The sequence below is a fragment of the Streptomyces sp. 3211.6 genome (assembly GCF_003634815.1).
In the GTDB taxonomy this organism is placed as follows: domain Bacteria; phylum Actinomycetota; class Actinomycetes; order Streptomycetales; family Streptomycetaceae; genus Streptomyces; species Streptomyces katrae_A.
Genome location: NZ_RBXC01000001.1, coordinates 2978753 through 2993549, shown reverse-complemented (window position 1 = coordinate 2993549; position 14797 = coordinate 2978753). Strand labels below are relative to the sequence as shown.

Sequence of the window (14797 nt, the reverse complement as noted above, 5' to 3'; positions counted from 1 at the left end):
TACCCCCACCACCGGCCTCAGCCCTCCCGGTATTCGGGCGCGGGCGGCACCGCGGCCTTGGGCAGCACGTCCTCGAAGTGCTTGCGGTAGGACGTCGCCCACCGGCTCTGGTCACCGCCCGCGCGGTAGTCCTCAAGCACCTTGTTGACCCGGCGCACCAGGTCCGGGGCGTCCTTGTTCATCGCCACACCGTAGAACTCGCGGGTGAACGGCGCGCCGACCAGCTGCACCGACGGATCCTGCGCCGCCTGCCCGGCGGCCAGCGCGTTGTCGGTGATGATCCCGTCGACCTCGCCGAGCTGGAGCCGCACCAGGCAGTCCAGCTGGTTCGGCACCGACACCGGCACCGAGCCGTAGCCCTGGGACTTCAGGGCCGCCTCCGCGGTGGATCCCGCGGCCGTGCAGATCCGGCGGCCCTTCAGCGAGGCGTCGTAGCCGGTGATCGGGGAGCCCTTGGGCGCCAGGACCTGCTGGCCCGCCTCGAAGTAGGCGGTCGAGAACGCCACGTCCTCCAGCCGCTTGCAGTTGATCGTCATCGTCCGCACCACGATGTCGACCCGGCCCTCCTGGAGCGCCGGGATGCGCTGGCTCGTGGGGATGGCCCGGTAGATGACCGCCTCCTCGTTGCCCAGGATGTCCTTGGCTATGGCCTTGACGAGGTCTATGTCGAAGCCGTCGAGGTGCCCGTCGGGGTTGCGGTAGCCCCACTTGAAGCTGTTCTGGTCCACGCCCGCGACCAGCTTGCCCGCCTTGCGGATCCGCTCGATCGTCGGCCCGTCCAGCGCGGACGGCCGCAGACTGGCCTCCGGGTGCTGGCAGGTGTCGGTGAGGGTGAACGGGGCCGCCGCCACCGACGCGGGCTCGCGCACCACCCCGGGGTGGTGCCCGGTGCCCGGCGAGGAGTGCGCCAGCGGCAGCAGCACCGCCGCGGCCGTCATCGCGCAGGCGGCGGCCATCGCACTGACCCCGCCCCAGCCGCGCAGCCGTCCCGCCGCCCGCCGCAGCCGGCGCTCCCGCTCCGCCGGTGTCCGCCGTATCCGCATCGCACTCACCTGTACTCCGAAAGCCTGCGACCGATACCGAGGAGGGCCGCGCCGGCGCCGACGACCGCGAGCGCCGCCGCTCCCGTCGCCAGCCCGCCCAGCGCCCCGAGCCCGCCCCGCGCGGCCAGGGTGAACTGCTTCTGCTCATGGGCCACGGCCTGTTCCAGGGAGGCGTCCACCGTGTCGAACGAGGCCCCGCTGCTGTCCTCGTGGCCCTTGCCCCCGATCACCTGGGGCAGGGCGAGCTCGTAGTCGCCCCTCATGTCCGACTCCCGCGCCGCCGCGTGCCGCTGCTTCCACTGCGCCGCGCCCGCGGCCGCCTTCGCCACCGGATCCCGGCCGCTCGCGTCGTCGGCCAGCTCCAGCGCCCGCGCCAGCCCCGCGTCGAGCTGCTTCATGTTCTTCGCGTAGTCCACGTCGTACTTGTCGGACTTCTTGTCCTCGGCCAGTACGGCGCCCCGCGCGATCAGCGTCAGGTTCTCGTTCGCCCGCGCCTGCAGGGAGGCGATCCGGGCGTCGTTGAGCACCTTCAGCGATTCCTGCCCGTCCGCCCGCGCCTCACCCAGGCCGGACCGGGCCACCGTCTGCCCCACCGTCAGCCACACCAGCACCACGGCCGTCGCCGCCGTCGCCGCCAGCAGACCGTGGTTGAAGACCCGGTGCGTGAGCAGGTAGTTGCGCCGCTGCGCCCACACCAGGGCCCCGAGCGCCAGCACCCCCGCGCCCGTCGCCGCCAGCGGCCAGCCCCGGGCCTCGTCGTAGTCCGTGTACAGCCGCCCGGTCTCCGCCTCGTACAGCCGCTGGGCGGCAGGCAACAGCACCGTGCTCATCTGCTCGTTGGCGTAGCGCAGGTACGCGCCGCCCAGCGGCAGGCCCTGCCGGTTGTTCGCGCGGGCCTGCTCGATCAGGCCGGTGTAGCGGGGCAACTGCTCGCCGAGCAGCGCGATCTCCTTGCGGGACTCCCCGCCCGCCCCGGTGTTCGCCGCGGCGCTCACCAGCAGCCGGGAGGCGTTCGCCATGTCCTTCTCGTAGCGCAGGCGGACCTCGCGCGGCTCCTGCGCGCCCGCGAGGAACCCGCTGGAGGAAGCCGTGTCGGCGTCCGCCAGGGAACGGTAGATGCTCGCCGCGTCCGCGCTCAGCGGCTGGCTGCGGCCCACCACGTCCTCCGCGGCCGTCAACCGGCCCGAGACCTCCCAGACGGCCACCGCACCGAACAGCAGCACCAGCGCCGCCAGCACCGCGCCGATGATCCGCAGCCGGCCCGGCTCGGTCGTCGCCGTCGCGCGCAGCCGCTCCACGCCCTCGGCCCAGGCCGTACCCCGCCCGGCCGGCCCGGCGGGCACCCCGGCGGCACCGCCCCCGGGCGCGGACGGGCGTGTCGTGATGGCCACCCTGACCTCCCCCTCGGTCCCTCTGCTCCGCAGCAGTATGGCCGTAGTGGCGCCGGACCACAGCACCCGGTGCTCGATCTTGGACGATCCCCTCCCCGGACCGCCCCGACCACCCTCCCCCCGACCTCCCCCGCCACCCCTTCACCGTCAATACGCCGGACCCGCCCCCACGGTTCCCCGCGCACGCGCCCCCGGCCCGGGTTCACTCGAATTGGGCACGGAGCCTCGCGTGCGCCCCCGCCGGGGCGGCGGCGGCGTCCAGGCCCAGCAGGGCCGCGCCCAGGACCGGCGGGGCCGTGACCACCGAGGGACGGGCGTGCGGGGCGCGGGCGGCCAGGAGCTGCGCGATACGGGCGTCGAGCTGCCGGTGCCCCGCCGCGAGGACCCCGCCGCCCAGCAGTACCGGCACCTCCTGCGCCAGCAGCCCTAGCCGCTCCAGCGCCACCGACGCCAGCGCCACCACCTCCTCCGCCTGCCGTTCCACGATCGCCGAGGCCACCGCGTCGCCCGCCGAAGCCACCGCGAACAGCACCGGCACCAGCTCGTGCAGCCGCCCCCGCGGGATCCCGCCCAGGTGCAGGCCCTCGATCAGCCCGGCCATCGCCGTCAGCCCGAAGTGCCCCGGCAGGGCCTTCGCCAGCGCGGTGGGCCCGCCCCGCCCGTCCTCGGCCCGCGCCGCCCACCACACGGCCTCCTCCGCCAGCCCGCTCCCGCCGCCCCAGTCCCCGGAGATCCGGCCCAGCGCCGGGAAGCGCGCGGTGCGCCCGTCGGGCAGCAGGCCCACGCAGTTGATGCCCGCCCCGCACACCACGGCGACCCCGCGCGGCCGGTCCACCCCGGCCCGCAGGACGGCGAACGTGTCGTTGCGCACCTCGACGGCCGGCGCCCAGCCCCGCGCGGCGATCGCGTCCGCCAGCTGCCGCTCCTCCACCGGCAGGTCGGCGTTGGCCAGACAGGCCGAGACCCGGACGGCGTACGGCGGCCCGGCCAGCCCGGCGGCGCAGGCGGCCTCCGCGACGGCCTCCCCGAGCACGTCCACGGCCGGACCGACCCCCGTCCGGGGCGGCTGGAAGCCCCCGGAACGGCCGGTTCCCAGGACCGTGCCGTCGGCGCCGACCAGGGCCGCGTCCGTCTTGCTGTTCCCCGCGTCCAGTGCGAGCACCGCGGCGGGGGCGGGGCGGCTCACGCCCATGGCAGGTGCTCCTTGTTGTGTGCGAGCAGCCGGTCGGTCAGCGCCTCGGCCAGGTCGAACTGACCGACCAGCGGGTGCGCGAGGAGGGCCCGGGCGACCCGTTCGCGACCGCCGCGCAGCGCGGCGTCCAGCGCCAGGTCCTCGTACGCCGTCACGTGCGCGAGGAGTCCCGTGTACAGGGGGTCGGGGCGGGGCACGGCCAGCGGGACGGGACCGGAGCCGTCGACGGCGGCCTGGACCTCGATCACCGCGTCGTCCGGGAGGAAGGGCAGGGTGCCGTCGTTGCGGGCGTTGACCACCTGCACGGCCGGGCCGCCGCCGCCCAGCAGGGCCGCCGCGAGGTCCACGGCCGCCTCCGAGTAGAAGGCCCCGCCCCGCTTGGCCAGCAGCGCGGGCTTCTCGTCGAGCGCGGGGTCCGCGTACAGGGCGAGGAGTTCGCGTTCCATCGCCGCGACCTCGGCCGCCCGCGAGGGCTTCTCGCCGAGCTCGCGGACCACCTCGTCGTGGGAGTAGAAGTAGCGCAGGTAGTACGAGGGGACGACGCCGAGCCGGTCCAGCACCGCCCGCGGCAGCCGCAGGTCGGCGGCGATCGCCTCCCCGTGCTCCGCCAGCAGCCGGGGCAGCACGTCCTCGCCCCCGGGCCCCCCGAGCCGTACGCCGAACTCCCAGGTCAGGTGGTTGAGGCCGACGTGGTCGAGGTGGATCTCGGCGGGCTGGGCGCCCAGCAGCGCGGCGAACTTCCGCTGGAGGCCGATGGCGACGTTGCACAGCCCGACCGCCTTGTGCCCGGCCTGGAGCAGGGCCCGGGTGACGATCCCGACGGGGTTGGTGAAGTCGATGATCCAGGCTCCGGGGGCGGCCTGCCGCACCCGTTCGGCGATGTCCAGCACCACGGGGACGGTGCGCAGGGCCTTGGCCAGTCCGCCCGCGCCGGTGGTCTCCTGGCCGACGCAGCCGCACTCCAGCGGCCAGGTCTCGTCCTGCAGCCGGGCCGCCTGCCCGCCGACCCGCAGCTGGAGGAGGACGGCGTCCGCGCCGGCGACGCCCGCGTCCAGGTCGGCGGTGGTGGTGATCCGGCCGGGGTGCCCCTGCCGGGCGAAGATCCGCCGGGCCAGGCCGCCGACCAGCTCCAGCCGTCCGGCGGCGGGGTCGACGAGGACGAGCTCGGTGACGGGCAGGGTGTCGCGCAGCCGCGCGAATCCGTCGACCAGTTCGGGGGTGTAGGTGGAACCGCCGCCCACCACTGCGAGTTTCATCGCTTTCAGCCTTTCACGCCGGTCAGGGTGACGCCCTCGACGAACGCCTTCTGGGCGAAGAAGAAGAGGAGGATCACCGGGGCCATGACGAGCACGGTCGCCGCCATGGTGAGGTTCCAGTCGGTGTGGTGCGCGCCCTTGAAGGACTCCAGGCCGTAGCTGAGGGTCCAGGCGGCGGGGTTGTCGGAGGCGTAGACCTGCGGGCCGAAGTAGTCGTTCCAGGCGGCGAAGAACTGGAAGAGGGCGATGGCCGCGATGCCGGGCTTCGCCATCGGCAGGACCACCCGCAGCAGGGTGCGCAGCTCGCCGCAGCCGTCGACGCGGGCCGCGTCCAGGTACTCGTCGGGGATGGTGAGCAGGAACTGGCGCAGCAGGAAGACGGAGAAGGCGTCGCCGAAGGCCATCGGGACGATCAGCGGCCACAGGGTGCCGGACAGGTCGAGCTGCTTGGCCCAGAAGAGGTACATGGGGATGACCACCACCTGGGGCGGCAGCGTCATCACGGCGATCACGAGCAGCAGGACGAGCCGCCGGCCGCGGAAGCGGAACTTGGCGAGGGCGTAGGCGACGGGCACCGAGGACACCACGGTCAGGAGGGTGCCCAGGCCCGCGTAGAGGAGGGTGTTGCGCCACCAGGTGAGGAATCCGGGGGTGTGCCAGACCGTGGCGTAGTTGCCCCATTCCCAGGTCCGCGGCCACAGGTCGCGGGTGAGGGCCTGCTGGTCGCCCATCAGGGAGGTGAGGAGGAGGAAGACGAAGGGGAGGACGAAGAACAGGGCGGCGGCCACGGCCAGCGCGTGCACGCCGATCCAGTGCAGTACGGCCCGCCGGGCGCCGCGTGCGGTGCTCATGGTCATGCGTCCGCTCCCGTCAGTCCGCCGCGGCGGCGCATGAGCAGGGCGGTGAAGGCCATGGAGAGGGCGAACAGGACGAGCGCGAGGACGCAGGCGGCGCCGTAGTCGAAGCGCTGGAAGCCGAGGTTGTAGACGAGCTGGGGCAGGGTCAGCGTGGACTTGTCGGGGTAGCCGGGCTCGAACTGCTGCCCGGAGCCGCCGATGACCCCGGCGGCGGTCTTCCCGGCGACGAGCGGCTGGGTGTAGTACTGCATGGCCTGGATGACCCCGGTGACCACGGCGAACAGGATGATCGGGGAGATGTTCGGCAGGGTGATGTGCCGGAAACGGGCCCAGGCGCCGGCCCCGTCGAGCTCGGCGGCCTCGTACTGCTCCTTCGGCACGTCGAGCAGGGCCGCCATGAAGATCACCATGAGGTCGCCGACCCCCCACACGGCGAGCGCGGTCAGCGCGGGCTTGGACCAGCCGGGGTCGGTGAACCAGCCGGGAGCCGGCAGCCCCACGCCGTCGAGGAGGGTGTTCACGGGGCCGGTGCCGGGGTTGAGGAGGAAGACGAAGGCGAGCGTCGCGGCCACCGGCGGGGCCAGGTAGGGCAGGTAGAACAGGGTGCGGAAGATCCCGGCCCCGGTCTTGACCTTCGTGACGAGCAGGCCGGCGCCCAGGCCGAAGACGACCCGGCAGGACACCATGACCACGACCAGCCACAGGGTGTTGCGCAGGGCGGGCCAGAAGAGCGGGTAGTCGGTGAAGACGTAGCTCCAGTTGGCCGTGCCGTTGAAGGCGGGCGGGCGGAAGCCGTCGTAACGGGTGAAGGAGAAGTAGGCGGTGGACAGCAGCGGGTAGGCGAAGAAGACGGCGGAGCCGATCAGCCAGGGCGAGAGGAACGCGGCGGTCCGCAGGGCGGCCCGGCGGCGCTTGGCCAGGAGTGCGGGCGGGGCCATCGGACTACTCGGCCTTGGCGATGTCGGTGTCGATCTGCCGGGCCGTGGCGGCGAGACCGGCCTGGAGGTCGGGGACCTCGCCCTTCTCGGTGCGGTAGGCGAAGTCCTGGAACGTCAGCTGGTAGGTGCCGCCGTCCGCGCGGGCGGGGGTGGTGCCGGACTTCGGGTGCCGGGCGATGTCGAGGAAGGTCCTGGACTCCGGGGTCACCTTCAGCTGCGGGGACTGGAGGGCGGCCAGCGTCGAGGGCACGTTGTGGATGGCGTTGGCGAAGGAGACCACCGCCTCGGTGTCGGTGGTCATGTACCGCACGAGTTCCCAGGCGGCGTTCTGTTTGCGGCTCGCCGCGGATATCCCCATGACGGTGCCGGAGAGGTACCCCTTGCCGTAGTCGGCGGCCTGGTCGTCCGGTACGGGCAGCGGGGCGGTGCCGACCTCGAAGGAGACCCCGGCCTCCCTGGCCATCTCCGGCCGCCATTCCCCGTCGATCTGCATGGCGACCAGCCCCTTGTGGAAGGGGTGTCCGGCGCTCCACTCGTCGCCGAACCCGGCCCGGAACCGCTCCAGCTTCTCGTACCCGCCGAGCTTGTCCACCAGGTCCTTCTGGGCGGTCAGCATCTTCGCGAAGGCCGGGTCCTTCGCCAGGCTGGAGCTGCCGTCGGCGGCGAAGTACGCGGGGCTCCACTGGGCGGCCAGGCGCATGGGGGTGGTCTCGTAGCCGTGGAAGGTGGGCATCACGCCGAGCTGTTCGTACGAGTCCCCGCGCGGCTTGGTCAGCTTCTGGGCGTCCTCGGTGAACTGGCTCCAGGTGCGGGGCGGTTCGGTGATGCCGGCGGCCGCGAAGGCGGTCTTGTTGTAGACCAGGCCGTAGGCGTCGCTCAGCAGGGGCAGCGTGCACTGGTTGCCCTTGAACTGCGTGTACTCCAGCAGGGTCGCGGGGAAGACCTTGGTCTTGTCGACCCCGGACTTCGCCAGGAAGGGGTTCAGGTCGGCGAAGGCGCCGGAGGCGCAGAACGTGCCGACGCTGTCGGTGCTGAAGGAGGAGACCACGTCGGGGGCCTTGTCGCCGCCGGCGCGCAGCGCCTGGTTGATCTTGTCGTCGGTCATGTTGCCGGTGACCTTGACCTTGATGTTCGGGTGCGCCTTCTCGAAACGGGCGATGTTCTCCTCGATCGCCTTGACCTCGCCGGGCGCGGACCAGCCGTGCCAGAAGATGAGGGTGGTGTCCGCCTTCGGGTCGTCGGAGGCGGTGGCGGCGCCCTGGCCGGTGCAGGCGGTGGCGAGCAGGGCCAGGGCGGATAGGGCGGCCAGTGCGGTGGCCGCGGTGACGGGGCGTCCGGCTGTGCGCATGGCGGGGCTCGCTCTCTGGGGGAGGAACTTCCGGTGAGGGGATGCCGGTCGGGGTGGGGTCGGGGGGTTCAGCGGGAGGTGTCGAAGACTTCCTCGCGGGTGGTGGCCAGCGCGCTCTCCAGGGCGCCGCGCAGGACGGGCCGTTCGCCGACCTCGCCGGGGACCAGCCGGGGCCGGGAGGGGGCCAGCTCGGCGAGCTCGGCCTCCAGCAGGGCGCGCAGCGGGTCGCCGCCCGCGGCGATCGCCTGCCCGGCGAGGACCACGAGCTCCGGGTCCAGTACGGAGACCAGCGAGGCCAGACCGGTCGCGAGGGCGGTGGCGTACGAGCGGAGGAACTCCAGCCGGGCCCCGTCGGGTTCGGAGGCGGCCTGCCGCAGCAGGGCGACGGCGGCGGCCACCTGGGCCCCGCGGGGGAGCCCGGAGGTGTCGATCCCCGCCTCGGCGGCGAGCGCGGGCAGCACCTGGACGCCGGCCAGCTCCTGGTAGCCGCCCGTGTTGGCGCGGGCGACCTGCCGGACCAGGGGGTGTCCGGGGACGGGCAGGAAGCCGACCTCGCCGGCGCCGCCGGTCCAGCCGCGGTGCAGCCGGCCGCCGAGCACCAGGGCGGCGCCGAGGCCCTCCTCGTTCCACAGCAGGACGAAGTCCTCGTGCCCGCAGGCAGCGCCGAGCCGCTGCTCGGCGACGGCGGCGAGGTTGACGTCGTTCTCGTACTCGACCGGGACGGGCAGGGCCGCGGCCAGTTCGTCGAGCAGGGTGGGGGAGTGCCAGCCGGGGAGGTGGCTGGCGTAGCGCAGCCGGCCCGAGCGGGGGTCGAAGGCGCCGGGGGTGGCGATGACCACGCGGTGCAGGTCCTCCAGGCCGAGGCCGGCGTCGGCGAGGGCTCCCGCGAGGGCGCCGGTGACCTGGCCGACCGCGTCGGAACCCTCGGCGTAGGGGAGCTCGAAGCGGCCGGTGACGGTGCCGGTGAGGTCGGCCACGGCCGCGAGCACCCGGTCGGGGGTGACGTCGAGGCCGCCGACGTGGGCGGCGCGGGCGTTGAGCGCGTACAGCTGGGCGTTCGGGCCGGGCCGGCCGCCGTCCGTTCCGGTGGCCACCACCAGCCCGGCGGCCTCCAGGCGGGCCAGCAGCTGGGAGGCGGTGGGCTTGGAGAGGCCGGTGAGCGCTCCGATGCGGGTCCGGGACAGGGGGCCGTGCGTCAGCAGCAGCTCCAGGGCGGCGCGGTCGTTCATGGCGCGCAGCAGGCTGGGCGTTCCGGGCGTGGCGGCGGGCATGACGAGGCTCTCCCTCACCGAAGCGAACTGTTAGGTAAGTTTCCTATCGCCTGCTGAGCCCTGTCAATGAAACCGCCCCGCCGGAACACCGGCGGGGCGGGCGGGGACCGCGTGACTACTTGGGGAGCCGGGGCGCGGCCGGCGGCGGGATCGGGGTCGTGGCCAGGGACTGCGGCGAGGCGGGGTTGGCCAGCACCGACGGCGGGGCGACCGAGGCGGACGGGTCGGCGGCCGCCTCCTCCTCGCCGGCCGCCTGGAGGCCGCCGATGATCCGGATGCCGGCGGCGTCGAAGGCCTCCTTGATCCGCCAGCGCAGCTCGCGCTCCACGGCGAACTGCTGCCCCGGCATCGTCTTCGCCGACACCTTCACGGTCATCGAGGCCAGCAGCACCTCGTCCAGCCCCAGCACCTCCACCGGGCCCCACAGGCGCTCGTCCCACGGGGACTCCTTGGCGAAGGCGTCGGCCACCTCCTGAAGGGTCTCGCGCAGCCGCGCGAGGTCCTCGGTCGGCTTGACCTGCACGGCCACGCCCGCGGTCGCCCAGCCCTGGCTGAGGTTGCCGATCCGCTTGATCTCGCCGTTGCGGACGTACCAGATCTCGCCGTTGTCGCCGCGCAGCTTGGTCACGCGCAGACCGACCTCGATCACCTCACCGGAGGCCACACCCGCGTCGATCTTGTCGCCGACGCCGTACTGGTCCTCCATGATCATGAACACGCCGGACAGGAAGTCCGTCACCAGGTTGCGGGCACCGAAACCGATCGCCACACCGGCCACACCGGCACTCGCCAGCAGCGGCGCCAGATCGATCTTCAGTGCCGCCAGCACCATCAGCGCGGCCGTACCGAGGATCAGGAACGAGGCCACCGAGCGCAGCACCGAACCGATCGCCTCGGAACGCTGGCGCCGCCGCTCGGCATTGACCAGCAGCCCGCCGAGCGCGGTGCCCTCGACGGCCTCCGCGCTGGTGTTCATCCGGCTTATCAGCTTGGTCAGCGCCTTGCGCACGACCGAACGGAGCGCGGCCGCGATCACGATGATCAGCAGGATCCGCAGGCCGACGCTCAGCCAGGTGGCCCAGTTCTCCTCGATGAAGCTCGCGGCGTTGGTCACGCTCTCGGCGGCGTCGTCGGTGGCGGTCGCTGCCAGCGGGAGCAGGGTGGCGGGCGAGGGCACGGGGGAACCTCCAGGCATAGCGGCCTGCCCGTGGAAACGGAACGCGGTGTACGGGCAGGTCTTCCACACTAACGGGGCTCGGGCCCGACCTCGTTGCCGTGTTCGAGGGAGAGACCGCCCTCACCTGGGGATGAAGGGAGTGTGGTTGAAAACACCTCGGGCCCGTTACCGGCGCGTGGTGGCGTTTCGACCAGCCGTAAGGGGAGACTGGAAAACAGATCGTCCCGGCGCGAGCCACGCGCCGCCGGCGTACAAGGAGGCAGTCCGTGCCGCACGTCCTGGTCCTCAACGCGTCGTACGAGCCCCTCGGCGTCGTACCGCTCCGCCGCGCGCTCGTCCTCGTCCTGGAGAACAAGGCCATCTCCCTCGAGGAATCCGGCGCCTTCCTGCACAGCGCGACACAGGCCGTCCCCGCTCCCAGCGTGGTCCGGCTCAAGCGCTTCGTGCGGGTCCCCTACCGGGGGCCCGTTCCACTCACCCGCCGCGCGCTGTTCGCCCGCGACGGCGGCCGCTGCATGTACTGCGGGGCCGTCGCGACGAGCGTGGACCACGTGATCCCGCGCAGCCGGGGTGGCCAGCACGCCTGGGACAACGTGGTTGCCGCCTGCCGGCGCTGCAACCACGTCAAGGCGGACCGCCACCTGCTGGAACTGGGGTGGAGGCTGAGGCACCAGCCGGCCCCGCCGTCGGGGCTGGCGTGGCGGATCATCGGGACGGGGCACCGGGACCCGCGGTGGATGCCGTACCTCCAGCCGTACGGCGCGGAAGACGCGCTGGAGCGCATCGGGGTGGGGGTCGCCGCCGCTTCCTGACGGGGTGCCGCCGCGCGCGGCGGCACCCCGCGGCCCTCGCTACGGCACCACCGCGAAGGCCGTCGCCGACCAGAGGCTGCATCCGTACGGGGTCGCGCGCCGGTCGCAGGTGACGCGGAGGAAGCGGGTGTCCGCGGCGGGGTCCAGGCGCAGGGTGTCCGTGCCGCCCCGGGAGGAGACGGTGGCGGCCGGCCGCCAGGTGACCCCGTCCGACGAGGTCTCGACCCGGTACGCCGACGCGTACGCCTCCTGCCAGTGCAGGGTCAGCACTCCGATCCGGGCCGGTGCGGCCAGCTCCGCCCGCCACCACGCCCCGTCCACCGGCTTCGAGGACCACCGGGTCAGCTCCGAGCCGTCCACCGCCGCCGACGCGGGGAAGCGCGCCGACTCGTCCCCCGAGGACGTGACCCGGGCCGTGCGCAGCAGGTCCGGGCCGCCCGTGCGCGGGACCGCCCGGACCGTCAGCGTGCGCACCTGGCCGTCGAAGGCGAGGGGGATCGCGTACGTGCCCAGCGGAGTGGACGCCGGGAGGCGGACCTCCACCGGCAGCGAGAGCCGGCCCCCGCGCGGGAGCGTGACCTCGCCCGGGAGGCGGACCTCGATGCCCGCCGGTGCCGGCCCCGACAGGGTGAGCGCGCCACGGACCTCGCCGGGCCGGACCGCCGACAGTTCGGCCGTCACCGTGCGCGCGGCCCCGCCGGCCTCCACGTCCACCCCGCCCCCACCGGCCAGTTCGAACCCGGCCTGCGGGTCGTCCGCGAACCACGGGACCACCTGGTGGACCACCGGGGCCTCGCCCGGCCACGACAGCCGTACCGCGTCCGCCCGTACCCCGCCCGCGTCGGCCTGGGTCCACCCGGACCCCGACGCCTCACCGATCCGCCGCCAGCCCTCGCCCGGGACCCGCACCTCCACCGCCGCGCCCCGCGACCCGGGCGCCAGCGGGTCCGTCATCACCGTGACGGCCGCGAGCGGCCGCGGCTCCTCCAGCGTCACGGTCCACGAGCCGGGCTCGCGCCGCACCGTACCGGCGGGCCGGGACGCGCCGGTCCAAGCGTCCGACTCCGCCGCCGCCTTCGCCAGGAACGGGTCGAGCACCGAGGCGTCCACCCGTACCCCGTCCTGCTCCGCCAGCGCGCTCCGCGCCGCCGCCAGGTCCCGCGAGGCCTGCCAGGCCGCCGCCCCGTCACCCCGGGCCTGCGCGCGCAGCAGGTCCACCGCCAGCTCGCCCGCCGCCCCGTACCGCGAGAGCCGCTCCAGCCAGGGCCCCGCCTCCCCGGAGAGGCCGGGCAGCCGCGCCGGGGCCTCCCGCAGCACCGTGAACGCCGCCCGGAGCCGTTCGCCCGCGGCCTTGTCCCCGGCCGCGCGGGCCCGCCAGAACTCCTCCACCAGCGGCTTCAGGTACGCCGACTCCTCCAGCTTCAGCCCCGAGGAGGCCGTGTTCCCGGCCAGTGCGGCCAGCGCCGCCCGGGCCCGCTGGTCCGGGCCCGACAGGTCGCGCACCGCCGCCGCCCAGGACTCCCCGGGCCGGTACCCGGTCGGGTTCCAGGCGTAGTCGGCGGCCGTGAACAGCGGGATCCGCGACAAGGTGCCCTGCGGCATCGCGTTGGCCAGCACTGCCGCCGAACCGCTCGCCACCGCCGGATCGCGGCCGGCGTACGGGCCGAGGAAGATGCGCTCCGGGTCCCAGTCGTTGACCGGGTAGTTGTCCATCGTCACCAGCGGGTGCCCGAGCGCGGACCGCGCCCCGGCCAGCTCCTTGCCCGTGATGGTGCGCGGCACCACGCCCACGCCCGTCCAGGCCACCTCCACCCGCGGATCCAGGGCCTGGGCCAGGGTCGTCCGGTAGGCGGTGGCGCCGTCCTGGAAGTACTCGGTCGGCAGCAGCGACAGCGGAACCGCCCCCGGATGCCGCTCGGCCAGGTGCGCCGCGAGCTCGCCCGCGACCTCCGCGTGCGCCTTCGCCGCCGCCACCGGGCCCGTCCCGTACCGCACCCGGTCGGCCCGGCAGCCCCACTCGGCGTAGCTGACGTCCTGGAACTGCAGCTGGAAGGCCCGGAACCCCAGGTCCCACATGGCGTCGACCTTGCGCAGCAGCGCCGCCCGGTTCTCCGCCGAGGCCAGGCACATGGACTGCCCCGGGGACACCGCCCAGCCCAGCGTCACGTGGTTGGCGCGGGCCCGCTCGGCCAGCGCCCGGAACTCCTCCTGGGACGCCGCCGGGTACTCCTCGCGCCAGGCCGTCGTGCGGTACGGGTCGTCACCGGGCGCCAGCAGCAGCCGGTTCTGCTTGGTGCGGCCCAGGAAGTCCAGCTGTGCGAGCCTCTGCTGCCGGCTCCACGGCTGCCCGTAGAACCCCTCGGTGACCCCGCGCACCCGCGCCGTGGGCCAGTCCCGCACCAGCATGCCGGGCACCTTCCCGCCCCCGGCCGCCAGCAGCTGACGCAGCGTCTGCGCGGCGTGGAACAGCCCGTCCCCGCCCACCCCGGCCAGCGCGACCGTGTCCCGGCCGCCGGTCCTGCCCACCGCCAGCCGGTAGCCGCCCTCGGGCAGGTCCCCGGCCGGCGCCGCGCCGAGCGCCAGCAGCGCGGCCTCCGCGTCCGCCCCCTGGAGCCGTACGACGAGGGCCCCTTCGGGCAGCACCGCCCCCGGCGGCCGGTCGTGCAGCGTCCGTACGCCGGCCGCGCGCAGGGCGGTGCGCACGACGTCCACGGCGTACGGGTCCACGCCCTCCGGCGCCACCAGCACGGCCTCCGCCGCGACCGGCACCTCCCGGGCCGGGTCGGCGTGCGCCGACTGCGGCCGCGGCCACACAGCGGGGCCCTCGGCGGGGGCTCGGGGAACGTCGTAGGCCGGGTCGAGGAGCGGTCCCGGGCCACCGGAGGCCACGGCGGCGGCCCCGCCGTCGGGGCGCGGCACCGCCGGGGACTTGGGCGTGGCGGCCAGCATGCCCTCGGGGACCGAGGCCGCCGCCCCGCCGAGCAGCGAGCCTATGACGGCCACCGCCGCGGCGGTGGTCCGCTTCCTGCCCCTGAGCTGCACGGAGCCTCCCCGTCCCGAGCCGTCCCCCGTCCGTACGAATGAGCCCGAGCCCACCACCCGTGCGGCTGAAGTGTCAATGCGGGTGGGGCGATCTGACCAAGATCGGCCAGGAATGCGGTGCCCCGGACTGGGTATGGCTGCGGTGTCCGGCGCAGGTGTTGCATGGGCGGATCCGCCGGACCAGCCGGGTCCGGAGCACCGGCCCGAAGCACGTACGAGGGAGCCCCCATGAAACCCCGCACCGCGCCGCCCGCCGCCCGCAGCCGTGCCCCGCTCGCCCACCTGCCCGTGCAGTCGGGCCCCGCGGACGTGCCCCCGGGAGCCGCGTCCCCGTTGTCCGGGTGTGCGGACGCCCCGCTGACCAGTGAAACGCCGCTGCCCGGCTCGGCGTACGCCCCGCTGACCAGCGAGACCCCGCTCGTGCACGAGGCCCCGCTGACGAGCGAGGCGGTTTCCTAGCCCCCTCCCAC

12 protein-coding genes are annotated in these 14797 nt (G+C 74.4%); 2 read left to right on the top strand and 10 right to left on the bottom strand.

All coding sequences use genetic code 11. The annotated features are described in order from the left end of the window. Positions 1-17 precede the first annotated feature (17 nt). The 9 genes from BX286_RS13695 to BX286_RS13655 all read right to left on the bottom strand — a co-directional run bounded on the left by BX286_RS13695 (position 18) and on the right by BX286_RS13655 (position 10491). Positions 18-1043: a glutamate ABC transporter substrate-binding protein gene (locus tag BX286_RS13695; RefSeq protein WP_079427010.1), complete on the bottom strand. Its 1026-nt coding sequence runs from the start codon at positions 1041-1043 to the stop codon at positions 18-20. 5 nt (positions 1044-1048) lie between these two features. Then, complete coding sequence (locus tag BX286_RS13690; protein WP_100863638.1) at positions 1049-2434, bottom strand: hypothetical protein; 1386 nt, start codon at positions 2432-2434, stop codon at positions 1049-1051. 202 nt (positions 2435-2636) lie between these two features. After that, the gene (locus BX286_RS13685; protein WP_121015043.1) at positions 2637-3626 is read right to left on the bottom strand and encodes an N-acetylglucosamine kinase; all 990 of its coding nucleotides are present in this window, start codon (positions 3624-3626) and stop codon (positions 2637-2639) included. Beyond that, a complete protein-coding gene (locus tag BX286_RS13680) occupies positions 3617-4882 on the bottom strand; it encodes a 6-phospho-beta-glucosidase (protein ID WP_121015042.1) in 1266 nt (421 codons plus the stop codon). The genes BX286_RS13685 and BX286_RS13680 overlap by 10 nt, the downstream gene beginning before the upstream one ends. Positions 4883-4887: 5 nt before the next feature. Continuing rightward, on the bottom strand, positions 4888-5739 hold the full coding sequence (locus BX286_RS13675; RefSeq protein WP_261993411.1) for a carbohydrate ABC transporter permease: 852 nt from the start codon (positions 5737-5739) through the stop codon (positions 4888-4890). Further along, positions 5736-6677, bottom strand: a complete 942-nt coding sequence (locus BX286_RS13670; RefSeq protein WP_079427002.1) for a carbohydrate ABC transporter permease — start codon at positions 6675-6677, stop codon at positions 5736-5738. The genes BX286_RS13675 and BX286_RS13670 overlap by 4 nt, the downstream gene beginning before the upstream one ends. 4 nt (positions 6678-6681) lie before the next feature. After that, entirely contained in the window at positions 6682-8025 is a 1344-nt protein-coding gene (locus BX286_RS13665) for an ABC transporter substrate-binding protein (protein ID WP_121015041.1), read from the bottom strand. A gap of 68 nt (positions 8026-8093) precedes the next feature. Beyond that, the gene (locus tag BX286_RS13660; RefSeq protein WP_121015040.1) at positions 8094-9296 is read right to left on the bottom strand and encodes an ROK family transcriptional regulator; all 1203 of its coding nucleotides are present in this window, start codon (positions 9294-9296) and stop codon (positions 8094-8096) included. Between the two features lie 115 nt (positions 9297-9411). Then, positions 9412-10491 carry a mechanosensitive ion channel family protein gene (locus tag BX286_RS13655; protein ID WP_398898483.1) on the bottom strand — a complete coding sequence of 360 codons (1080 nt, stop codon included), beginning with the start codon at positions 10489-10491 and terminating at the stop codon, positions 9412-9414. A 248-nt stretch (positions 10492-10739) separates the two neighbouring features. Between BX286_RS13655 and BX286_RS13650 the strand changes: the two genes are divergently transcribed. Continuing rightward, positions 10740-11285 (top strand): HNH endonuclease, encoded by a 546-nt coding sequence (locus BX286_RS13650; RefSeq protein ID WP_079426995.1) that lies wholly within the window; start codon positions 10740-10742, stop codon positions 11283-11285. Positions 11286-11324: 39 nt separating this feature from the next. Here BX286_RS13650 and BX286_RS13645 read toward each other — a convergent pair whose 3' ends face one another. Next, the gene (locus BX286_RS13645) at positions 11325-14327 is read right to left on the bottom strand and encodes a beta-N-acetylglucosaminidase domain-containing protein (protein WP_121015039.1); all 3003 of its coding nucleotides are present in this window, start codon (positions 14325-14327) and stop codon (positions 11325-11327) included. A gap of 228 nt (positions 14328-14555) precedes the next feature. Here BX286_RS13645 and BX286_RS13640 point away from each other — a divergent pair, with 228 nt between their 5' ends. Then, positions 14556-14786 carry a hypothetical protein gene (locus tag BX286_RS13640; protein ID WP_079426991.1) on the top strand — a complete coding sequence of 77 codons (231 nt, stop codon included), beginning with the start codon at positions 14556-14558 and terminating at the stop codon, positions 14784-14786. Positions 14787-14797 lie beyond the last annotated feature (11 nt).